Origin of the sequence: Asanoa ishikariensis (genome assembly GCF_900107455.1) — a bacterium.
In the GTDB taxonomy this organism is placed as follows: domain Bacteria; phylum Actinomycetota; class Actinomycetes; order Mycobacteriales; family Micromonosporaceae; genus Asanoa; species Asanoa ishikariensis.
This window is the reverse complement of record NZ_FNQB01000002.1, coordinates 1,340,129-1,361,191: the sequence shown is the minus strand read 5'-3', so window position 1 is coordinate 1,361,191 and position 21,063 is coordinate 1,340,129. Positions and strand designations below refer to the sequence as shown.

Sequence of the window (21,063 nt, the reverse complement as noted above, 5' to 3'; positions counted from 1 at the left end):
AGGGCCCTTCGCACAGAAGGGCCCTTCCGGTCGGGATCCGTCAGAAGGCGCCCTGTGTCGCGGCGTCCTTGATGAACTGGTCCCAGGCGGCCTTGGCGTTCGCCTCGCCGTTCTCGTACGCCCGCAACGCGGGCTCCATGGCCTGTTCCTTCACGGCCTGGTGCTTCGGGCCGAGGTGGACGGGCTTGATGCCCTCGACGCTGCCGCCGAAGATCTTGCCCGTCGGTGCGTCACTGAAGTACGGGTTCGTGTACGACTGGAAGTCCGGGTTCTTCAGCGCTTCCAGGTTGGTCGGCAGTGGGCCCTTGAGCTTGAATGCCGCCACCTGGCTCGTGGCGCTGGTCAGGTACTCGGCGAGCTTGGCGGCCTCGGCCTTGTGCTTCCCTCGTTCAGGCACAGCGAGCCACGAGCCACCCCAGTTGCCGGAGCCACCGGGCACACCGGCGACGTCCCACTTGCCCTTGTTCTCCGGGCCGGAGTTGTCCTGCACGATGCCGAGCATCCACGAAGGACAGAACGTCGCCGCGAACGTGCCCTGCTTGAAGCCCGCGCTCCACTCCGGCGACCAGGTGGCCGTCTTCGCGGTGATGTTGGCGTCGACCATCTGCAGCGAGATGTCCCACGCCTGCTTCACCGACGCGCTCTTGTCAGCGACGATGTTGTTCTCGGCGTCGTAGAAGATGTCACCGCCGATCTGCATGGTGATCGCGCTGGACGCGGTGGTGACCGAGTCGAGCAGGCCCTTGCCGGTCTTGTCGCGGTACTTCTTGCCGGTCTCGATGAACGCCGGCCAGTCCGGCCAGAGCGCCGTGACCGCGTCCCGCTCGACCGGCAGGCCGGCCTCCTTGAACAGGTCGGTGCGGTAGCAGACCGCGAGGCTGCCGACGTCGGTGGGCAGGCCGATCAGCCGGCCGTCGCCGGCCTTTCCGAGCTCCCACTTCCACGGCAGGTATTCGGTGCTGTGGTCCTTGACGAGCGGCGTCAGGTCGGCCCAGTTGGCCGGGTTGGTCTTGAACTCGTTGAGGATGCCCTCTTCCAGCGCGACGACGTCGGCGATGCCCTTGCCGGTGGCCAGGCTGCGCACGATCTTGGGACGGTATTCGTTGAGCTGGGCGGTCTTGCGCAGCTCAACCTTGATGCCGGTGTCCTTCTCGTACTGCTTGACCAGCTCGTCGTAGCCGAACTCGCTGAAGGTCTCGAGGACCAGCTTGTCGGGCTTGCCGCCGGCAGTGGTGCCGCTGTCGCCGTCGTCGCTGCCGCAGGCAGTGACTCCGAGCACGAGTGCGGTAACTGCGGCGAGCGCGACCAGCTTGCTTCCGCGTCCGCTGACGCTCATCCAGGACCCCTCTCAGGTCAGGAGATGCAAGTGGTGGGGTTGGTCGGCGAAACCCGGATGCGTCGTGTTCCACCATTTCCCGGGAGCGCTCCCACGAGATTGCCGACAGGTTTCGCCGACGTCAATACCAATCGATGGGAGCGTTCCCATATCGTTATGGGAGCGCTCTCACGCGTGATCCCCCAGGACCGTTCTACGAATTGGCGGTCACGGCAGGTACCTTCGGTGACCGTACGGGGGGAAGTGATGGTTTTTCATGGCAAGCTCAGGCGAGCCTGTGTCCGCTGCGCGCAACGTGATCCACACACCGGACCGCCGGTTGCGGGTCTTCGTCTCGTCGACGCTGGAAGAGCTCGAGCCTGAGCGGCTCGCCGTCCGGGACGCCATCTCCCGGATGCGCCTGGTCCCGGTGATGTTCGAGTTGGGCGCCCGCCCGCACGCGCCGCGCGACGTCTACCGCGCGTACCTGGAGCAGAGCCAGCTCTTCATCGGCGTCTACTGGGAGAGCTACGGCTGGCTCGGTCCCGACGCCAGCATCTCCGGGCTCGAGGACGAGTACCGGATGTCCGGGCACCTGCCGAAGCTGATCTACGTCAAGTCACCGGCGCCGAACCGCGACCCCCGGCTGACCGCGCTGCTCGACCGGATCCGGGACGACGCCCGGGTCAGCTACCGGCACTTCCACTCGGCGGACGAGCTGCGCCGGGTGGTCGGCGAGGACATCGCGCTGCTGCTCACCGAGCGGTTCAACCCGCGGCCCGCCCAGCAGGCCGAGCCGGAGCCGCTGCCCCGCGACGAGCTGCCCATCCCGCCGAACCCGCTGCTCGGCCGCACCGGCGAACAGCACGCGCTGCGCGAACTGCTCACCGACCGGGACGTGCGGCTGGTCACGCTGATCGGCCCGGGCGGTGTGGGCAAGACCCGGCTGGCGATGGAGCTCGGCTCCGAGCTGCGCGACACCTTCGCCGACGGCGTGCGGTTCGTCGACCTGTCCGCGGTCACCGACCCCGACCTGGTGCCCGCCGCGCTGGCGCAGTCGCTCGGGCTGCGTACCGTGCCGAACCGTCCCCCGATCGACGACCTCGTCACCTACCTGCGCAACCGCTCGCTCTTGCTGGTCGTCGACAACATGGAGCACGTCGCGGAGGCCTCACCCGTGCTGGGTGCCGTGCTCAGCGCCGCGTCCGGCGTCACGATCCTGGCGACCAGCCGGGTCCCGCTCCGGCTGACCGGTGAGCACGTCTTCACCGTGCCGCCGCTGCCCGTCCCGACGCTGAACGAGGACCCGACGGCGGCGGTCCGCCGCGACGGCGCGGCCCGCCTGTTCGTCGAACGCGCCCGCGCGGTCAAGGCCGACTTCGCCGTCAGCCCGGAGAACGCGGTGGCGATCGCCGAGATCGTCCGCCGGCTCGACGGCCTGCCGCTGGCCGTCGAGCTCGCCGCCGCCAAGGTCAGGGTGCTCACCCCGCAGGCCCTACTCAACCGCCTGACCAGCCGGCTCGGCACGCTGACCGGTGGCGCCCGCGACCTGCCCACCCGCCAGCGCACGCTGCGCGACGCCATCGCCTGGAGCTACCAGTTGCTCCCCCGGCGCGAGCAGGAGCTGTTCGCCCGACTCGGCGTGTTCGCCGGCGGTTTCGACCTCGACGCCGCCCGCGCCGTCGCCGGGGTGCCGGCGCGCTACGCCGGCCTGGACGCGCTCACCTCGCTGGTCGAGAGCAGCCTGGTCAAGCAGGAGACGGGCGACCGCGAGCCGCGGTTCACCATGCTCGGCATCATCCGCGACTTCGCCCTCGAGCAGCTTCGGGACTTCGGCGACTGGAAGGACACCCACGACCGGCACGCCCGGCACTTCCTGGAGTTCGCCGAGCGCACCTCTCCGCCGCTGGGCCGCACGGCGGCCAACCCCGAGTCGCTCAACTTGCTCGAGGGCGAGCAGGACAACCTGCGCGCGGCGATGACCTGGTTCATCGACACCGACCAGCTCGAGGACGCGGTCCGGCTGGGCTGGGTGGTCTGGGCGCTGTGGTGGCTGCGCGGCCGCAGCGACGAGGGTGCGCGCAACATCGAACGGGTGCTGGAGAAGGCGGACGCGCTGTCCCCGAAGGCGTACGCGCGCCTGATCTTCGGCGACGGCGCGATGTCGTTCATCACCGGGCAGCTCGTCCGGGGCCGGATGCAGCTCGAACGGGCCCTGCCGCTGCTGCGCGAGATCGGCGACGAGGACGCCACCGCGCGGACGGCCGGCATGCTGGGTCAGCTCGCCCTCGCCCGCGGCGACTACGACCTGGCCCGCGAGCTGCTGGAGGAGACCCGCCAGATCAGCGAGCGACTCGGCGAAGAGTGGATGATCGCGCTCTACTACACCCGGCTCGGCCTGGTGCCGCTCGGCGAAGGCGACTTCGCGGCCGCCACCGCACAGTTCGCCGACGGCCTGCGGCTGGCCCGCAAGACCAACGACCATCTCGGCGAGGTCGTCGCGCTCTACAGCCTGGCCGTCGCGGCGCTCGCCGGCGGCGACGCGGATACCGCGGCCACCTCCCTGGAGTCCGGCCTGCGCGTCTCGGCCCAGGTCGGCGACGAGGCCGGGGCAGGCCTGTTCCTGGAGGCGATGGCCAACCTCGCGGCCCGAACCGGCGCGACGCAACGGGCGGTCCGGTTGGTCGCCGCGGCCCGCAAGCTGCAGACCGTCACGGGCGCCGCCTGGATGCGGGCGTACGTGCCGGCGTGGCCGGACGGCGGCGGACCCGAGCTGGACGCCCGCCTGCACCCCGAGGCCTGGGCCCAGGGGACCGCGGACAACCTCGGTTCGGCCGTGGCGTACGCGCTGGAGGCTCGGCGATGATGGATCGGTGCCGCTGATTCATTCGGTGCCGTTGCACCCGCCCGCCGCGGCGTGCCGTGCGGCTGCCGGCCGGCCGGACCCGCGACTGCGGCCGTACGTGCTCTGCTACGGCGGATTCGCGTCGCACGACGGCGGGCCGGTCGCGCACCGCCTGCTTCCCGTCCCCTCGGCGACCCTCGTGATCTCGTTCGACGGCTCGTTCACCCTGTTCAGCGGACCACGCGCCGACGCGGCGGTCGACGGGCCGACGACCTGGGGCGTCGGCGTCGGCGTCGGGCTGACACCCGCCGGCGTGTCCGTCCTGTTCGGACTCCCGATGAGCGCGCTCGCCGGACAGATCGTCGACTGGCACGACGTGCTCGGGCCGCGGGCGGCCCCGCTCGCCGAACGGCTGGCGGCGGCGCCGACGTGGCCGGCCCGCTTCGCGCTGCTCGACGAGGTCCTGCTGAGCCGGCTGGGCGATCCCGGGCCAGCACCGTTCGTCGAGGCCGCCTGGCGAAGGCTCCAGGGTCCGCCGATCCCGGTCGGCACGCTCGCCGATCGGCTCGGCGTCAGCCGGCGGGCGCTGGAGGTCGGCTTCCGCCGGGAGATCGGGCTGTCGCCGGCCACCTTGGCGCGCGTGTTCCGCTTCCAGGCCGCGCTCAACCTGCTCGCCGACGGTGCCGGCCCGGCCGGCGCGGCGACCGCCGCCGGCTATGCCGACCAGCCACACTTCACCCGCGCCGCGCGGACGCTGGCCGGGCTGACCCCCGCGCAGCTGTGCGCAATCGTTCAATACCAGCCGCTGTCCGGTGCGTAACGTGCCCGGACATGACCTCCACCGCACTCGTCACCGGCGGCTCCCGTGGCATCGGCCGGGCCATCGTCGAGCGGCTGGCCTCGGCCGGCCACCGCGTCGTCTTCACCTACCAGAAGGACAAGGCGGCCGCTGACGAGGTGGTCGCGCGCTGCCCGGGCGCGGTCGCGGTGCGGGCCGACCAGACCGACGTCTCCTGCCTGGACGCGATGTTCGCGCCTGTCCATGATGGACTGGACATCCTCGTCAACAACGTGGGCCTGATCGTGCCCGCGGCGATCGCCGACGTCACCGCCGAAGACTTCGACCGGGCGATGACGGCCAACACGAAGGTCCCGCTGCTGGCCATCGCGCGCGGCTCCACGCTGCTGCGCGACGGCGGCCGGATCGTCAACATCTCCACCATCAACACGATCGTGCCGGCTCCGGGCAACGTCCTCTACTGCGCGAGCAAGGCCGCGCTCGAGCAGGTGACGGCGGTGGCGGCGCGCGAGTTGGGCCCGCGCGGGATCACCGTCAACACGGTCTCGCCGGGCGCCACCGACACCGATCTGCTGCGGGCCCACAACAGCGCGGAGGAGCTGGCGGAGTCGGCCACGTGGTCCGCGCTCGGGCGGCTCGGCCGGCCCGACGACGTGGCCGCGGTGGTGGCGTTCCTGACCACGCGGACGCGGGCTGGATCACCGGCCAGAACATCCGCGCCACGGGCGGGCTGTTGATCTGACCCGGCCGGTGCCGCAGGCTGGGTCGTTATGGAGATCAGAGAGGCCAGGCTCGACGACGTCGCCGCGATCATCGCGGTCGGCCACGAGACGTGGCCGGCGACGTACGCGTTCGCCGGTCAGGACTACATCGCACACGGCCTGGCGACATGGTGGTCGCCGGAGGCCATCACGCGCTCGCTGGAGGCAACCGTCTCACTCGTCGCGGCGGAGGGCGACGAGGTGGTCGGGGTCGGCAACGTGGACCTGCGCGGTCCGGTGCCGATCCTCTGGAAGCTCTACGTGCGGCCCTCCGCGCAGGGCACGGGAGCGGGCTCGGCGCTGCTGTCCGCGCTGGTCGAGCGGGCCGGCGGGCGCCCGGTGCGGCTGTCCTACCTGGCAGGCAACGACCGCGCCGCCGCCTTCTACGCACGCCACGGCTTCGCACACCACCACGACCAGGACGCCGACCAGCCCGGCTGGCCCGGGGAGGTCTGGTTGGAGCGCCCCGGGACCGGCGTGCTGCTGGCCGCCCTCGTCGAGTTCGTCGACGACCACGCCGAGACCGGCCAGCGCTACGAGGACGCGGTGCTGGCCCTGCTCGGCCGGCACGGCGGCACGCTCGAACGCCGGACCCGAGGCACCGACGGCACGACCGAGGTGCACCTGATCCGTTTCACGTCGCGCGCGGGCATCGAGTCCTTCATGGTCGACCCGGAGCGGCTCGCCCACCGCGAAGCGATCGGCGAGGCCGCCCCGACGACGCGGGTGATCGAGGTGCGCGACCTGTAGCTAGCGGTTGATCGACTGCTCGACCGTGGAGATGACGCCGGTCGCGTGGGCCGGGGTCATGCCGAGCTGCCCGGCGATCCAGCCGATCGCCTCGCGCTCCGACGCGTTGATCGGGCCGTCGGCCAGGGCGACCCGGACCGCGTTGGCCAACTGGCGCTCGCACGCGTCCTGGGTGAAGTTGGCGGCCAGGCCGCGCAGCGGCTCGACAGCGAGCTCGGTGGGCTGCTGGGCGTCGGCCATCAACTGCGTCGCGTCGTAGCCCGGCTCCCCGGCTTCGTGGACCGCGTTGACCGCGGCACGGATCGCGGCGTCGTTGGCGCCGCCGGCGCGGAGCACCAGCGCGGCGGCGGCGCGCATGCCCGCCGGAAGCGCGCTGGCGAGCTGTGCGGTGGTCGCCCGGCGCAGCACGATGGGGTCGAACTTGGTGCCGCAGGTCTTGCACTTGACGATCTCGCCGACCTTGTCCAGCGGGATCACCGGCAGGAAGAAGAGCGTGAAGAACCGGCGCGCGGTCCGGTGCTCGTACTCCCGGTCGCCGCCGCAATGCGGGCAGTGGAACTGCCCGGTGTCGATCAGGCCGAAGATGTAGAAGACCGACACACCAAAAATGATCATTGCGACTCCGCACTGAGGGGAAGGCTGTGACCTGGGGGACCCTACCAACGCGGTGCCCCTCTTGCGTGCCGGTCGCGAGGTAGGGGACCATAGGCAAATGATCTCCAACGGAAAGGGCGCGTACGCCCTCGCGCGATGACCGCGCCGGTGCGGCGCAAAGACGCCGCCCACGCTCCCGCCGCCGACGTCTGGCGGGAAGCCTCTCTGATCCGCCGGGAATGGCTCGAACACGGCCTGTCGACCGTGCCCGCCGACCGGGAAACCGCGCAGCGGTCCGTGACCGCCATCTACGCCCGGATGTCCCGACCGCGTCCCCGGTTCGAGTGGGTCGACTCCCCCGCCAAGGCCCTCGCCCCGGTCGACGGCTGGCCCACACTGGACGACCTCTACCGGTGGATCCGCGATCCGCGGGGACGACCGTCGCTGGCCAGCGACCTGGCCACGGTGGCGTCCCGGTTGCGGGCCGCACTCAGCGCCGGTGTCGCGTATGCCGACCCTGAGCTGTCACCGGCCCGAAAACCCGGTAAGGCAAAGGAACCCTGGCCGGAGCTGGCGCCCCTGGACGCGCTGGCCCGTGGCGTACCGCTGCCCGTGGTGCTCCACCAGTCCATCCGTGGTGCGCTGCATCGCAGTCTGGGCAAGGGATTCCGGCAGCCGGTGCGGGCGGCCCTGGGTCCGGACGCGCCGGTCTGCTGGTACGGCCAGCAGGACGCCTGCTGGATCGGCTACTACGACACACTGCGCCGGCTCGACCTGGCCGACTGGTCTCCCGGCACCATCGACCACTTCGGAGTGTGGGCCGACCTGGCCCGGTCGACCGGTTGGTGGTGGCCGGGTGAGCAGGTGTGCGTGCTGGTCGACCGGCCGGCCCGGGTGCGGGTCGAGCCGGTGCCACACGGCCGGCACGAGGAGGTCGCGCTGACCTCCGTCGCCTACCGCGACGGCTGGCAACCTTTCTAACCCCGCCAGTGCAGGATCTCGAGGGCCGCGCCGACTTCCACGGCGCGGCCCGCGAGGGGGCGGGGCAGCAACCGGTCGGCGCGGGCCAGCCGCCGCAGCAAGGTGTTGCGGTGGGTGAACAGCCGGGCCGCCGCCCGGGAGGCGTTGCACTGCTCGGCGATGAAGGCCCGCACGGCGGCCCGGAGCTCCACCGGCGCCGTCTCCAGCGCGCCCAACGTGCGGGTGACGAACCGGTCGGCGCTCTCGGAATCCTGTGTCACCAGGGCGACCAGCTCCACCTCGTCGAACGCCGCCAGCCGGTGCGCCGGGGTCAGCCGGGCCAGCAGGCGCTGCGTGGTCAGCGCGTCGTGGTGGCTGCGGCGGAAACCGTCGACACCGGCCGCCGGTGAGCCGAGCGCGACCCGCACCGCGGGCAGCCGGTCCAGCGCCGCGCGCAGGTCGCCCGGGTCGGGTCGGCCGTGCACCCACACCCAGCGGGTCGCGGCGCTGGCGACGACGCTCAGCGGCCGCGCCGCCCCGGCCAGCGCGTCGGCGGCCCGGTCGAGCTGGCGCAGGTCGGCGTCGGGGTCGTCGCTCCAGACCACCGCGGCGGTGTGGGTGCGGTCCAGTGCGTACCCGAGCCTGGTCTCGGCACCCGTGATCGGTGCGCCGTCGAGCAGCAGGATGACCGTCTCGCGGCGTTCGGCGTGGCTGCCCTGGGTCAGCGCCGCGCGTTCGGCGCGCATCCGCAACGAGATGGCGGCGACTGTGGCGTCGACGAACGCGGCGATCGACCGCAGCGAGACGTCGAGCACCTCCCGCAGTTCGTCGGTGTCGCTCGTCAGCGAGCAGGCGATCTGCGTCCACAGCCGGGCCGCGACCGCCTCGCCGACCCGGTAGGAGTCCAGCGCCGACTCGTCCAACCCGCGGCGGACGAGGTCGCGGGCGATCGCCAGCGGCGCCGCGTCGTCGTTGGCGGGCACGGGCTGCCCGGGTGCGCGTACGTTGGCGGCGGCCCAGAACAGCAGGTTGGACCGGTTGGTCCGGCGGGTGGCGGCGGCGAGCACGGGGTCGGCGGCGATCGCCCGGCGCGCCTCACCGGCCAGCGTCGCGGCGTCGATCTCGGCAAGCCACTCCGGGCGCGGATTGAGGGCGATCTCGGCGCCCTGACGGATCAACTCCCGCACCCGGGGCGACGGCGGGTCCCACGACATGCCGTCACGGTAGTGGTGCAGTTCGCACCTCGCCAGGCTTCACAACGGTGCAGATCGTCCGCGCGACAACGGCAGACCTGGGTCGACCATGAACAGATGGCGGTGGAGCATTTCGATGTGCTGATCATCGGTGCCGGGATCTCCGGCATCGGGGCCGGGCGCTATCTCAAGACGGAGCTTCCGGGCAAGACGTTCGCGATCCTCGAGGCCCGCGGCGCGTCCGGCGGCACCTGGGACCTGTTCCGCTATCCCGGCACCCGGTCGGACTCCGACCTGCACACCTTCGGGTACGCGTTCAAGCCCTGGCGCGACAAGGAGGCCATCGCCTCCGCGCCCCGGATCCTCGCCTACCTGCGGGAAACCGTGACGGAGAACGGCCTGGAGCCACACATCCGCTACCACCACCGGGTACGCGCGGCGGCGTTCGACTCGCAGACAGCATTGTGGACGGTGTCCGTGGACCGCGCCGGCGATCCCGTGACACTGACCGCCAACTGGGTGTTCTGCGCGGGCGGCTACTACCGCTACGAACAGGGCTTCACGCCGGAGTTCCCGGGCCGCTCGCGGTTCCGGGGCACGATCGTCCACCCGCAGCACTGGCCGGAAGACCTGGACCACGCGGGCAAGCGGGTCGTCGTGGTCGGCAGCGGCGCGACCGCGGTCACCATCGTGCCGGCGATGGCCGACACCGCCGCACACGTGACGATGCTGCAACGCACCCCGACCTACATCCTGTCGATGCCCACCAGGGACGCCATCGGCAACGCGCTCAAGAAGTACCTGGGTCCGGCCCGTGGACACGCCCTGACCCGGCGGAAGAACATCGCGATGCAGCGCTCGATCTGGCGGTTCTGCCAACGGCACCCCGAGCGGGCGCGCCGGGTGATCCGCTGGCTCAACGCCCGCCACCTGCCGGAGGGATACCCGGTCGACGAGCACTTCCGGCCGCCGTACAACCCGTGGGACCAGCGGTTGTGCCTGGTCCCGGACGGTGACCTGTTCAAGGCGATCCGGGCGGGCACGGCCTCGGTCGTCACGGACCGGATCGAGACGTTCACCGAGGACGGCATCCGGCTGGGCAGCGGCGAAGAGCTGCCGGCCGACATCATCGTCACCGCCACGGGCCTGCACGTCCAGGCCCTGGGAGGCGTGCCGCTGACCGTCGACGGCGCACCGGTCAACGTGGCGGACACGATCGCGTACAAGGGCATGATGCTCTCGGGGGTGCCGAACTTCGCGTTCATCGTGGGCTACACGAACTCGTCCTGGACGCTCAAGGTAGGGCTGCTCTGCGAGCACTTCTGCCTGCTGCTGGCCCACATGGACAAGCACGGCTACGAGCTCTGCCGACCGGAGCCCGCCGACCCGGACATGCCCACCCGCCCGTTCCTGGACTTCGGAGCCGGCTACATCCGCCGCGTGATCGACCAACTCCCCCGCCAGGGCGACCGCCTACCGTGGCTGACCTCGATGAACTACCACACAGACGTAAAAATCCTCCGAGCCGACCACGTGGTCGACCCAGAGCTCCACTTCGGAAAGGCGGGGTCGAGAAGCTCGCTGACCTCAGCTACGCGAGCCGATCGACTTCTAGGTCGAGGCTGACCGGATCCTCCAGCCGTAGCACCTGGCCGCTGCGCGCCTCAGCCGAGAGCACATAGTGTTCGCCCTCAAGCCGGAACATCCGTAGCAGAAGACCCGAATCGTCCCGCTCCACAAGCAGGTAGCCCTGTATGCCGGCATCGGCATACAGGTTCATCTTGGTCACTCGGTCCGTTACCGCGTTGCTCGGGGAGACGATCTCGCAAACCAGCTTGACCTCACCAGCTTCGACCACGGATCCCTCATGATCAGTGTCAGCCACGACAAGATCCGGAATCACGATCCGGTTGGTCTTGAGGCGGACGTTAACCGCTTCGTACACCACCAGACCGCCCGCCCGGGCTGCGGCGTTGAAAGCCACTGCGAGCTGGAGGCTCAGGTGCTGGTGGCGCTTGGAGGGCGCGGGGCTCACCAGAAGGCTCCCGTCGATGAGTTCGATGCGGTTGGGGGTTTCGCCTAGCTGGAAGAAGTCGTCCTCACTCCACGGCCCTAGGGAAGCCCAGTCGAGCGTTGCCAACGTCATCACTCACCTCCGCGTCCAGTTTCGCATGATTACAAAGCTGCGGGTACCGCGGTGCTGCGGGCGGCCGCGAGGGTCAGGGCGCGGTGCAGGAGGCGGGAGTCGCCGAGTAGGGCGCGTAGGCGGCGTTCGAGGCCCGCGATCGGGATCAGGTTCTGGGGGGCCCGCGGGTCCTTGTACGGGTTCGAGGCGAACCGCGGCAGCGTGACCAGCGACAGGTCGGCCAGCTCGATCGCCTCCTGCGCCGGGATCTCGGTCGTGCACTCGACGCGGACGATGCCCGCCCACGGTGCGCCGGCCGGGCCGGGGAGACGCAGGTACCAGGAGTAGCCGCCCCACGCGGTGCCCATCAGGAAGACCGGCGAGCGTTCGCCGGGGCGCAGGGCGGTGACCACCTTGGTCAGGGTCGCGTCCAGGTACTGGCTCTGCTGCGTCTTGACGTAGCCGATCGTGCGGCTGAGCTGGCGGCGGTTGCGCAGTGGGCCGTCCAGGACCAGCAGGTCCTCGGACTCGCCACGGACCGAGGTGGAGATCGCCACCTCCAGCGCGGTCAGCGGGCCCTGCACGGCCGGCACCAGCCGGGCCGGGTCCGGCGCGCCGGCCATCTGGCGCACGCCGTAGCGGACCGAGCCGGCCTCGATGTCCGTCGCCGTCGGGGACGTGGTGAACAGGCCGCGTTCGACCAGCGTGCCGGCCAACGTCGCCGCGCCCGCGCGCAGGTCACAGCGGACCACCCCGGCCGCGTAGGACGCCGCCAGGCCCGGATGCGACGTGCCGTCCTCCTCGCGCGTCCACAGTGTCGCGTCGATCCGGCGCACGCCGTCGACCAGCAGGACCACGTCGGGCGCCCGCACCGTCGGTGGGGCGGTGAGCGGGCGCCAGGCGGCCGCCGGTAGCTCCACGTCGGTGTTGATCTGGGCCGTGCTCTGTGAGACCGGCGCCGCTTCGAAGGAGGCTCCGTAGGCCGGGTCCCAGTTGTCGATGAAGTATTCCGTCATATCCCGCTCCGGGTGATGTGGGCGACGGACCGGGCGTCCTTGCTGACGTCGAACCGCACCGGCACGCGTTCGGCCAGCGCCGGCACGTGGGTGACCACGCCGACCATCCGGTCGCCGCGGGCGGCCAGGCCTTCCAGCGTCGCGGCCACGGTGTCCAGCGTCGCGGCGTCCAACGTCCCGAAACCCTCGTCGAGCAGGATCGACTCCAGGCTGGCCGCCGACGTCGACATGCCGGCGAGCTGCTCGGCCAGCGCCAGCGCGAGGGCCAGCGACGCCTGGAACGTCTCACCGCCCGACAGGGTCCGGACGCCCCGGCGCAGCCCGGCGTCGTGGTGGTCGACGACCGAGAACTCGCCCTTCTCGTGTACGAGGTCATATTGTCCGCTGGACAGCTCGCGCAGGATCCGCGAAGCGCCCTCGACCAGCAGGTCGAGCGCCTCCTCCAGCAGCCAGCGCTCGAAGTTGTTGGCCCGCAGGTGGCCGGCGAGCGCCTTGGCCACGTGGCCGTCGCGCTCGTGCGCCACCCGCTTGTCGAGCAGCCCGCGCACCTGTGCCCGGCGCTCCTCGACCCGCTCGTGTGCGGCGGTGGCCCGTTCGACGGCCACCGTCGCCGCCCGGACATGGTCGTCGGGTGCCGGCAGCCCGGCGTCCACGAATGCGGCGTCGAGCCGCGCGCGCACCACCGCGACCGCCGCGTCGGCGTCGGCCGCGCTCGCCGCCAGCGCGGCGCGTGCGGTCCGGCGGGTCTCCACTTCGGACACCGACCAGCCGGCCAGGGCCGACCAGGAAGCGGCCAGGTCTTCGCGGGCCGCCGCCGGTGGCGCGAACCGGGCCACCGCGTCGCGGGCGGCGTCGAACTCCTGCCACGCCCGGGTCAACCGCTGCTCCGCCGCCGCGCGCCCGGCCACCGCGGTGCGGGCCTGCTCACGGGCCGACTTCAGGGCCGCGACCGCCGCGTCCAACGACTTCTGCAGCCCCGCCAGGGTGGTCAGCTCCCGGCGCAGGGCGGTGACGCCGGGCGACGTGGCGAGCTGGGTGTCAAGGGTGGCCAGCCGGGACGCGAGCTGCTCGTGCTGGGCGCGGGCCCGGTCGAGGGTGCGCTCCAACGCCCGGGCAGCCTGTTCCCGCTCGGTCACCTGGGCCTGCGCCTTCTCGTCGGCCGCCTTGGCCGCGTGCCCGGCCTGCTCCGCCGCGGGCACCGCCGAGGTCGCCGGGACCGCCGGCACCGCCGTCACCGGCTGCTCGCAGACCGGGCAGGGCGCACCGGCATGCAGGTGTACGCGCAGCGCCCCGGCCCGGTCGGCCGCCTGTGCGTCCTGGTACGCCCGCCGGGCCGCGTCCAACTCGGTCGCCGTGCGCAGCGCCGCCGCGCGTGCCGTCTCCAGGGCCGCCGCCGCGGTGCGGTGCTCCTTGGTGGCCGCGCCGAGTCCATCCTGGAGGGAGGTCGACTCGGCGACGACCGCGTCGTGCTCCTCGTGCGCGCGCAGCAACAGCCGCAGCGCGGAGGCGTCGCCGGCCGCGGTGAGCTCGCCGCGCAGCTTCTCCTCGTGCTCCTCGGCCGCGGTCACCCCGTCGGCGGCTGCCTCGGCCGTCTCGCGGGCGGCCGTCGCCGCCTCGGCCAGGGCGGCCACGCCGCGGGGCGGACGGACCCGGTCGAGCAGCGCGATCTCGTCGTCGATGGCCGACAGCCCGGCCGCCGCCGAGAGGGCCGTCTGCCGCGCCTCGTCGAGCCCCGGCATGTCGTCGGTGACCCTGGTCGCCAGCGCGAGCATGGCCTCGACCCGCTCGGCCGCGTCGGCCAGTGCCTCGTCGGAGGTGTCGTCGAGCCCGGCCAGCAGTTGGTCGACCGCGCGCAGGTCGGCGTCGGCCTGCTGAGCGCGGGCGGAGGCCCGCTTCTGGACGTCTTCGTAGACGTGCAGGCCGAGCAGGTTGACCAGGATCTGCTGGCGGGTGGCGGGCTTGGCGTGCAGGAAGTCGGCGAACTGCCCCTGCGGCAGGATGACGCAGCTCGTGAACTGCTCGTACGGCAGCCCGACGGCGTGCAGCACCGCCTCGTCCATCTCGGCGGGGGTGCCGGCCAGCACGTCGCCGAGGTCCTCCGGCGTCATCCCGGTGTCGAGTTTGGACACGTCGAAGTTGTCGGGCATCTGTTGGAGGCCGGCGCCGCCGGTCTTCACGTTGCCCCGGCTGTCCCGGCGGACCACCCGGGTGGCCACGTAGCGCGCGCCGGCCGACTCGAACACCAGCCGCACCCGGGCCTCGGTCGCCGAGGGCGACAGCGCGTTGGCGATGCCCCGGCTGCTCCCCCACCGCGGCACCTGGCCGTACAGGGCGAAGCAGATCGCGTCGAGCACGGTCGACTTCCCGGAGCCCGTCGGCCCGACGAGCGCGAAGAAGTCGGCATCCATGAAGTCGACGGTGGTCTCGTCCCTGAAGACCGTGAACCCCGCCATGTCGAGCCTCAACGGCCTCATGCGGAAGTCTCCTCGTACAACTCGTCGAACAGTTCCTGCACGCCTTCGTCGGAGACGCCGCGGCTGGCCAGGTAATCGGCGAACAGGTCGCGGGGCGAGCGCCCGGCCCGTTCTTCCGCCCGTGGGCCCGGGGTGGACGCGATCATGTCCGGGTCGATCCGCACCTCCAGGGCACGGGGCAGCATCTCCTGGACCTCTTCGCGCAGGCCGGCCCGGGGCAGTTCGCGCACGTACACCCGCAGCCAGGCATCGCCCGTCTTCAAGGAAGCCAACTGTTCGAGGGAGCCCCGCACGGTGCGCAGCGCGGACGCCGAGGTGACCGGCACCTCGCGTACCTTGGCCGCGGTCTGCGCGGTGACGTCGACCACCGAGACCGCAGGCACGTTCTCGCCCTCGCCGAAGTCGATCGCGAGCGGGCTGCCGCTGTAGCGGATCTGGCAGGGCCCGAGCACCGTCTGGGCGCGGTGCAGGTGGCCGAGCGCCACATAGTGCGTGTTGTTCGGGAACACGGTGGCCGGCACGGCATAGCCCAGGACCGTCTGCGACTCACGCTCGCCGCCGCCCTGGCTGGCGCCGACCACGGTGACGTGCGCGGTGACCAGGTTGACCACGCCCGCCTCGCTGAAGCCCTCGGTCAGCTTGCCGAGCAGCCGGGCCAGGTGGTCCGCGTAGGTCTGGGTCGCCTCGGCCGCGGTCAGGTCGTACATCTCCACCGCGCGGACCGCGTAGCGCTGCGACAGGAACGGCAGGGCGACCAGGCGCCACCGCTCACCGGCCGACGTGGTGCCCTCGATCACGTGCTCGGCCGGCTGGTCGCGGACGCTGCCGCGCAGCGTGATGCCGGCCGCGTCGGCCCAGGGCCGCAGGGCGTCGAGCGCGGCGCCGTTGTCGTGGTTGCCGCCGATCGCGACGACGTCGGCGCCCGTGCGGCGCAACGCCGACAGGGCGCGGGTGACCAGCCGGGTGGACTCGGGCGACGGTGCCGCGGTGTCGTAGAGGTCGCCGGCCACGATCACCAGGTCGGGCTGCTCGGCACGGGCGATCTCGACCACCTGGGCGAGCACGGCCACGTGCTCCTCGACCCGCGACTGTCCCTTGAGGACCTTGCCGACGTGCCAGTCCGAGGTGTGCAGGATGCGCACGGCGAGCCTTTCTCTAGAACGGGATGTCGTCGTCGGACAGCGTGCCCGACCGCGAGCCGATCACCGCGAACGGATCGGCGGACTGGGTGACCGAGCGCAGCGAACCGCTCGGTGCCGCGCCCGCCTCGGAGTGCCGGGTGGCCCACGACGGGAACGGGAAGTCCAGGCACAGCGGCACCGGGATGTCGGGCTGGTTGACGAACATGGTGCCGGGCTTGGCCAGCAGCACCCGCTGCCGCTGAGCGGGCGGGAGGAAGCCGTATTCCGGACGCGACGCCTCGGCCGGGTCGAGCCGGCCGACCACGCGCACCGCCGAGTTGGTGACGATGCGGCGCTCGACCTCGCTGGCGGTCTGCTGCGCGCCGATCAGGATCACGCCGAGCGAGCGGCCCCGCTCGGCGATGTCGAGCAGCACCTCCTTGATCGGCGAGGAGCCCTCCCGGGGCGCGTACTTGTTCAGTTCGTCGAGCACCACGAAGAGCAGCGGCTTGGCCGTGCCCTTCTTCTCCTTGCGCTCGAACTCCTTCTTGAGCGTCACGCCGACCACGAACCGCTGGGCGCGGTCCGGCAGGTTGTGCAGGTCGACGACGGTGACCTGGGCGCTCTCGTCGGTGTTGATCTGGTGCGGCCGGCGGGTGGCCAGGTCGCCGCGGATCAGCCGGCCGAGGTCGCGCTTGCTCGCGATCAGCCGACGGGCGAACGCGTTGACGGTGCCGAGCCCGACCGCGCTGCCCGTCCAGGTGAACCGGGTCTCGTCGTCGGAGAGCTGCGCGACCACGAAGTCGACGAGGTCGGCGTAGGAGCTGAGTCGGGTGCCGTCGATCGCGACCCCGCCGTCGGCGGGCACCGCGTGCCGGGCCAGGTGGGCGGTGACGGCGTGCACGACCATCGTGTATTGCTGGCGCTCGTCGTCGGCGTCGGCGAAGACGTAGGGCAGCAGCGAGCCGCCGCAGAACTCCTCGAGCGTCCAGTAGAAGCTGTCGACGCCGGTCAGCCGGCTGTTGACGTCGGGGGTGCCGGACGCGTCACCCATCCTCGGCGGCGCGTAGACCCGGACGTCGCCGAACGGCTTGGCCGGCAGCCCGAGGCCCGCGTACGCCGCGACGGTCTTCTCGTCGAGCTTGACGTTGGGGTGGTCGAGAAAGAGCAGGTCCTCGCCCTTGACGTTGAAGATCAGCGCCTTGGCGTTGACCGCGTCGCCGCCCAGCGCGCCCGAGTTGAAGACCGCGTAGAGCAGGAACGTCGCGAAGCTGGTCTTGGTGGCGACGCCGGAGATGCCGGAGATCGACACGTGCGCGCCCCGGGTGCCGTCGAGGAAGTCGGCGTTGAGGTAGACCGGGTTGCCGTCGCGCCCCGTGCCCATCGGGATCTGCCGTTCCATCCGGTCGAAGTGCAACGCGGCAGCGCGCAGGTCGCCGGTGGCCCGGTGGACCATCGCGCCCGGCGCCGGCGGCACGTAGAGCTCCGGGTCGACCCGGGTGACGGTGATCTCGGCGGCCTCCTGCACCTGGGCGGGCAGCGTGCCGTCGGCGATCGAGAAGACGTCGCTGTCGAAGACCGCACCCTCGTGCCGAGCCCGGACCTGCGTCACCACGCCGGCGATCCGCACCGGTGGCCGGTCGGGCAGCTCACGGGTGGTCACCACGACGTCGTCGAGTTGCAGGTAGCTGCCCGGCGCGACAGCCGTCCAGAACTGCAACGGAGTGGCGTCGGAGGTGCCGAGCACCCGGCCGACCGCGGTCTGTTCACCCAAAGCTTCCACTCCCACGACTGGCATCTTGCAACATCCGTACGACCAGCTCACAGTCGACGCGCGGGGCGGTGCCAGATGGGACGAAAGACTGTTTCACCCTTTTGGGAGGCTTATGTCAGGCGACGCAGCAGCGTCGTCGCCCGTGCCGGGTCGAACGCGTCGGGCGTGAAACCGGGCCCGACCCAGCTCCGCAGCTCGGCGTGCTGGGGATGGTCCGCCTCGTGCAGGGCCACCAACAGCTCCGCGTAACCGAACACCCCGCCGACGTCCTCCGGCGGGCAGGCCCGCTCGCCCGCGACGCAGCGGGGGTAGCGCTCGTCCGGCTCGGCGGCGAAGACGTCCTCCACCAGCAACTCGTGCTCCCACCAGTCGCCGAAGTCGTAGACGTAGAGCAGCCGGCTGCCCTTGCGCGCGACGGCGTCGAGGCGCACCTCGAGCTCGTCACTCACGGCCAGCTCGCCGTCGGGGTCGGGATCGCCGTACTGCGCGCCGGCGATCTCGAACGAATGCAGGTGGTAGTTCTGCCAGCCCATCGCGAGCTGGATCACCCGGTGCACCCGGTCGAGCGTGTACGCGCCCGGCACCTCCACCCGACGCCACACCTCAGGCAGCACGTCGGCCAGCGTCACCTTGAGCTGGAAGATCTGCCGGGTCATGGAAGGTCCCTCGAATAGGGTTGCCGGATGAGCTGCGACTGTCAGCACCGTACCCCCGTCAACGCCCCTGTAATCCGTGCCGCGGTGGCCGCATGAGCGGGCCGCCGATCCGGGCGTTGTGGAGCATCGACGCAGCTCAGACCCCGGGTGCGGAGCTGGACGACGAGGCGCTAACCGGGTGCTACGGCCGCGCGGAAGAGCCGTGCGTTCGTGTCAATTTCGTGACCAGCGTCGATGGCGCGGTGGAGGTCGACGGCTACTCCGCGGGCCTGTCCGGGCCGGCCGACAAGCGGGTCTTCGGCATCCTCCGCAAGGTCTGCGACGGCCTGCTGGTCGGCGCCGGCACCATGCGCCACGAGGGCTACCGGGCGATCAAGCTCGACGAGCCCCGCCGGGCCTGGCGGGTGGCCCAGGGCCTGCCCGCCGTGCCGACCCTGGTGGTGGTCACCGGCAGCCTCTCCCTCGACCCCACGTCCCCGGTGTTCACCGAGGCGCCGGTCCGGCCGATCGTGCTGACCACCGCCGCGGCCACCGCGCCAGAAGGCCTGGACCAGGTCGCCGACGTGATACGCGTCGGCGAGCGCGAGATCGACATCACCGCCGGCCTGGCCGTGCTGCGCGAGCGCGGGCTCAACCAGATCCTCTGCGAGGGTGGCCCCCACCTGCTCGGCACCCTGACCGCCGCGGACCTGGTCGACGAGCTGTGCCTGACCGTCTCGCCGCTGCTGGCCGGCCCCAGGGGAGGGCGGATCACCGCCGGCCCGCACCGGGAGGGCGGCCCGCTGCCGCTGCGGCTGCGGCATTCGCTGCTCGCCGACGACCTCCTGCTGCTGCGCTACACCCGGCGCTGACGGCGCCGCCGGAAGATCCAGAGCACCAGCAGGAACGGCGAAGCCACGAGGAGGTACGCCCAGGCCGGCGCGGCCCACGGTGACGGCGTCGGCGGCGTTCCCCCGAAGGAGCCGGACCGGAGCAGGTCGTCCGGGACCTCCAGGTTGTAGACGCCCGGCGGGGTGTCCACCAGGGTGTCGACCTCCCCGCTCGGCCGGAGCGCCACGAGCGTCCGGTGGTCCGGCTCGGCCCGGACGGGGGTGTAGGTGAGCACCGCGTCGCGTCCGTCGCGCCAGCCGACGACCTCGCCCGGGAGACCCTCGATCGGCACCGGCTGCGCGACGACGTTGCCCGTGCCCGCGTCGACCAGGTCCAGGCGCCACCGCCGAGCGCTCTCCCCCGCCTGGTCGCACGCGTTTACGCAGCCTTCGAACCCGAGCACCGCCAGCAGGCCTCCGTCCGGCGTCCAGGCGGCCCGCCCGGCCAGCCTGCGGTCCGGCGCGAAGTTGTCCACGGTCCAGAGCGGGGCACCGGTGCGGGCGTCCATGACCGACAGCCGGCGCCCGACGTCAGCACGACCCACCGGTCCCTCGACCGCGATCCGGGTGCCGTCCGGCGACCAGGCCGCCGTCGTGTAGCTGTTCATCCGGCCGACCGCCACGAACCGCCGCTCGCCGGTGCGGAGGTCGACGGCCACCAGGTCGTCGGGCTTCTCGGGGTCGTTGTCGGGGACCGTGTCGTCGCCGTACGTGATGACGCCGTCGTCGTTGTTGACCCCGATCAGCAGCTCCGTGCCGTCGGGCGAGAACGCGAGGGGCTCACCCCAGATCGGCTCACCGGAGAGCTGTCTCTCGTCGCCGGTGGTCAGGTCGAGCAGCCGGAGCCCCGGACCGACGTAGTGCCGGCCGTCCGGGGTGAGCATGCCGTCGCCCTCGCCGACCTTCTGGTAGATCAGCCGGTAGCTGCCGTTCGTCCCGACCACCACCCCGGTGCCCTCGAGGTAGCGGGTCTGGCCGGTGAAGAACACCAGGGACGCCGGGCCGCCCGGTCCTGCCGGCCACTGACCGACCTTGGCCTGCCAGAGGTGGGGCGTCTCGACCCGCGACGGCACCGCGCCGGGCCGGTCCGCCGGCACGATCGCGGCCCTCCGGTGCGCGGCCCACTCCGGCAACGTCACCGCGAGCACCAGCACGAGCACCGCCGCCAGGGCATAGCCGACCCGGCGCCGGCGGCGCAGCCGCCGACCCGCGCCCCACAGGTCGTCCGGCAGCCGGGCGGGCGTCATCTCGTCGGCGAGCTCCTTGAGCTCTTTCATCGCGCCTCCCGCAGGTCGGCGAGCTCCGGGGCGGTCGACCGCAGCCGAGCCAGCGCGTCCCGGGTGTTGCTCTTCACGGTGCCGACCGAGCACCCCAGCACCTCGGCCGTCTGCACCTCGGTGAGGTCCTCGAAGTAGCGCAGCACCAGCACCGCCCGCTGCTTCGGGGTCAGCCGGCGCAATGCCTGCCGCACCGTGATCTCGACGTCCTTGTCGGCGGCCCGGTCAGCGACGGCCTTCTCGGGCAGGTCGGCGTGCGGCCGATCGACCAGCCGGCGCCGCCGCCACCAGGAGACGTGCTGGTGGTAGAGAACCCGCCGGACGTACGGGTCCGGGTCGCCGCCGGCGGAGATCCGCTCCCACCGGCTGGCGACCTGGATCAACGCCTGCTGCACCAGATCTTCCGCGAGATGCCGGTCCCCCGTCAGCAGGTAGGCGGCGCGGGACAGACTCACCAGCCGCGCCGCGACGTAGTCGCGGAACGAGTCCTCAGCCGCCATATCTGGTTACACGCTTCCCGGGGCCGGTTCGGAG

Annotated in this window: 18 protein-coding genes; 7 read left to right on the top strand and 11 right to left on the bottom strand. The window is 71.9% G+C overall.

All coding sequences use genetic code 11. The features are described from left to right. Positions 1–40 precede the first annotated feature (40 nt). Entirely contained in the window at positions 41–1,336 is a 1,296-nt protein-coding gene (locus BLV39_RS20710; protein ID WP_090795063.1) for an ABC transporter substrate-binding protein, read from the bottom strand. 277 nt (positions 1,337–1,613) lie between these two features. Here BLV39_RS20710 and BLV39_RS20705 point away from each other — a divergent pair, with 277 nt between their 5' ends. Genes BLV39_RS20705 through BLV39_RS20690 form a run of 4 tightly spaced genes read left to right on the top strand, consistent with a single transcriptional unit; the run spans position 1,614 to position 6,470 of the window. Then, positions 1,614–4,181, top strand: coding sequence for a DUF4062 domain-containing protein (locus tag BLV39_RS20705; RefSeq protein WP_176984997.1), 2,568 nt, complete (start codon positions 1,614–1,616; stop codon positions 4,179–4,181). A 7-nt stretch (positions 4,182–4,188) separates the two neighbouring features. Beyond that, entirely contained in the window at positions 4,189–4,980 is a 792-nt protein-coding gene (locus BLV39_RS20700) for an AraC family transcriptional regulator (protein ID WP_090795055.1), read from the top strand. 11 nt (positions 4,981–4,991) lie between these two features. Further along, on the top strand, positions 4,992–5,696 hold the full coding sequence (locus BLV39_RS20695) for an SDR family oxidoreductase (RefSeq protein ID WP_239083813.1): 705 nt from the start codon (positions 4,992–4,994) through the stop codon (positions 5,694–5,696). Positions 5,697–5,729: 33 nt separating this feature from the next. Then, on the top strand, positions 5,730–6,470 hold the full coding sequence (locus BLV39_RS20690) for a GNAT family N-acetyltransferase (RefSeq protein WP_090795051.1): 741 nt from the start codon (positions 5,730–5,732) through the stop codon (positions 6,468–6,470). Here the strand turns inward: BLV39_RS20690 and BLV39_RS20685 are convergent, their stop codons facing one another. Then, positions 6,471–7,085, bottom strand: a complete 615-nt coding sequence (locus tag BLV39_RS20685; protein WP_090795048.1) for a TerB family tellurite resistance protein — start codon at positions 7,083–7,085, stop codon at positions 6,471–6,473. It lies immediately after the preceding gene. A gap of 135 nt (positions 7,086–7,220) precedes the next feature. Between BLV39_RS20685 and BLV39_RS20680 the strand changes: the two genes are divergently transcribed. Continuing rightward, positions 7,221–8,045, top strand: a complete 825-nt coding sequence (locus tag BLV39_RS20680; protein WP_090795045.1) for a DUF6745 domain-containing protein — start codon at positions 7,221–7,223, stop codon at positions 8,043–8,045. Here the strand turns inward: BLV39_RS20680 and BLV39_RS20675 are convergent. Continuing rightward, positions 8,042–9,238 carry a PucR family transcriptional regulator gene (locus BLV39_RS20675; protein WP_090795041.1) on the bottom strand — a complete coding sequence of 399 codons (1,197 nt, stop codon included), beginning with the start codon at positions 9,236–9,238 and terminating at the stop codon, positions 8,042–8,044. The genes BLV39_RS20680 and BLV39_RS20675 overlap by 4 nt on opposite strands. Positions 9,239–9,334: 96 nt before the next feature. On the opposite strand from BLV39_RS20675, the gene BLV39_RS20670 reads away from it, so the two are divergent. Then, complete coding sequence (locus tag BLV39_RS20670) at positions 9,335–10,843, top strand: flavin-containing monooxygenase (RefSeq protein ID WP_090795038.1); 1,509 nt, start codon at positions 9,335–9,337, stop codon at positions 10,841–10,843. Here the strand turns inward: BLV39_RS20670 and BLV39_RS20665 are convergent. From BLV39_RS20665 to BLV39_RS20640, 6 genes are all read right to left on the bottom strand, one after another. Further along, positions 10,809–11,363: a Uma2 family endonuclease gene (locus BLV39_RS20665; protein ID WP_090795034.1), complete on the bottom strand. Its 555-nt coding sequence runs from the start codon at positions 11,361–11,363 to the stop codon at positions 10,809–10,811. The two genes, BLV39_RS20670 and BLV39_RS20665, sit on opposite strands and share 35 nt — an antisense overlap. 29 nt (positions 11,364–11,392) lie before the next feature. After that, positions 11,393–12,358: a hypothetical protein gene (locus BLV39_RS20660; RefSeq protein WP_090795030.1), complete on the bottom strand. Its 966-nt coding sequence runs from the start codon at positions 12,356–12,358 to the stop codon at positions 11,393–11,395. Continuing rightward, a complete protein-coding gene (locus tag BLV39_RS20655) occupies positions 12,355–14,832 on the bottom strand; it encodes an AAA family ATPase (RefSeq protein WP_090795025.1) in 2,478 nt (825 codons plus the stop codon). Before BLV39_RS20655 ends, BLV39_RS20660 begins: the two co-directional genes overlap by 4 nt. Beyond that, on the bottom strand, positions 14,829–15,974 hold the full coding sequence (locus tag BLV39_RS20650) for an exonuclease SbcCD subunit D (protein ID WP_090795021.1): 1,146 nt from the start codon (positions 15,972–15,974) through the stop codon (positions 14,829–14,831). Before BLV39_RS20650 ends, BLV39_RS20655 begins: the two co-directional genes overlap by 4 nt. 13 nt (positions 15,975–15,987) lie before the next feature. After that, on the bottom strand, positions 15,988–17,742 hold the full coding sequence (locus tag BLV39_RS20645) for an ATP-binding protein (protein WP_373315382.1): 1,755 nt from the start codon (positions 17,740–17,742) through the stop codon (positions 15,988–15,990). Positions 17,743–17,837: 95 nt separating this feature from the next. Further along, positions 17,838–18,383, bottom strand: a complete 546-nt coding sequence (locus tag BLV39_RS20640; protein WP_090795016.1) for a plasmid pRiA4b ORF-3 family protein — start codon at positions 18,381–18,383, stop codon at positions 17,838–17,840. A 92-nt stretch (positions 18,384–18,475) separates the two neighbouring features. Here BLV39_RS20640 and BLV39_RS20635 point away from each other — a divergent pair, with 92 nt between their 5' ends. After that, positions 18,476–19,234 (top strand): pyrimidine reductase family protein, encoded by a 759-nt coding sequence (locus tag BLV39_RS20635; protein ID WP_090795013.1) that lies wholly within the window; start codon positions 18,476–18,478, stop codon positions 19,232–19,234. Here the strand turns inward: BLV39_RS20635 and BLV39_RS20630 are convergent. Together BLV39_RS20630 and BLV39_RS20625 are read right to left on the bottom strand one after the other, a co-directional pair. Next, entirely contained in the window at positions 19,219–20,529 is a 1,311-nt protein-coding gene (locus BLV39_RS20630) for a TolB family protein (protein ID WP_090795010.1), read from the bottom strand. The two genes, BLV39_RS20635 and BLV39_RS20630, sit on opposite strands and share 16 nt — an antisense overlap. Next, positions 20,526–21,029, bottom strand: a complete 504-nt coding sequence (locus BLV39_RS20625; protein ID WP_090795007.1) for a SigE family RNA polymerase sigma factor — start codon at positions 21,027–21,029, stop codon at positions 20,526–20,528. The genes BLV39_RS20630 and BLV39_RS20625 overlap by 4 nt, the downstream gene beginning before the upstream one ends. Between the last annotated feature and the right edge of the window lie 34 nt (positions 21,030–21,063).

Bases quoted from the DNA above. Each gene is read 5' to 3' on its own strand.
- BLV39_RS20710 (WP_090795063.1), bottom strand. From the start codon at position 1,336: ATGAGCGTCAGCGGACGCGGAAGCAAGCTGGTCGCGCTCGCCGCAGTT.
- BLV39_RS20695 (WP_239083813.1), top strand. From the start codon at position 4,992: ATGACCTCCACCGCACTCGTCACCGGCGGCTCCCGTGGCATCGGCCGG.
- BLV39_RS20690 (WP_090795051.1), top strand. From the start codon at position 5,730: ATGGAGATCAGAGAGGCCAGGCTCGACGACGTCGCCGCGATCATCGCG.
- BLV39_RS20685 (WP_090795048.1), bottom strand. From the start codon at position 7,085: ATGATCATTTTTGGTGTGTCGGTCTTCTACATCTTCGGCCTGATCGAC.
- BLV39_RS20680 (WP_090795045.1), top strand. From the start codon at position 7,221: ATGACCGCGCCGGTGCGGCGCAAAGACGCCGCCCACGCTCCCGCCGCC.
- BLV39_RS20675 (WP_090795041.1), bottom strand. From the start codon at position 9,238: ATGTCGTGGGACCCGCCGTCGCCCCGGGTGCGGGAGTTGATCCGTCAG.
- BLV39_RS20670 (WP_090795038.1), top strand. From the start codon at position 9,335: ATGGCGGTGGAGCATTTCGATGTGCTGATCATCGGTGCCGGGATCTCC.
- BLV39_RS20665 (WP_090795034.1), bottom strand. From the start codon at position 11,363: ATGACGTTGGCAACGCTCGACTGGGCTTCCCTAGGGCCGTGGAGTGAG.
- BLV39_RS20660 (WP_090795030.1), bottom strand. From the start codon at position 12,358: ATGACGGAATACTTCATCGACAACTGGGACCCGGCCTACGGAGCCTCC.
- BLV39_RS20655 (WP_090795025.1), bottom strand. From the start codon at position 14,832: ATGAGGCCGTTGAGGCTCGACATGGCGGGGTTCACGGTCTTCAGGGAC.
- BLV39_RS20640 (WP_090795016.1), bottom strand. From the start codon at position 18,383: ATGACCCGGCAGATCTTCCAGCTCAAGGTGACGCTGGCCGACGTGCTG.
- BLV39_RS20635 (WP_090795013.1), top strand. From the start codon at position 18,476: ATGAGCGGGCCGCCGATCCGGGCGTTGTGGAGCATCGACGCAGCTCAG.
- BLV39_RS20630 (WP_090795010.1), bottom strand. From the start codon at position 20,529: ATGAAAGAGCTCAAGGAGCTCGCCGACGAGATGACGCCCGCCCGGCTG.
- BLV39_RS20625 (WP_090795007.1), bottom strand. From the start codon at position 21,029: ATGGCGGCTGAGGACTCGTTCCGCGACTACGTCGCGGCGCGGCTGGTG.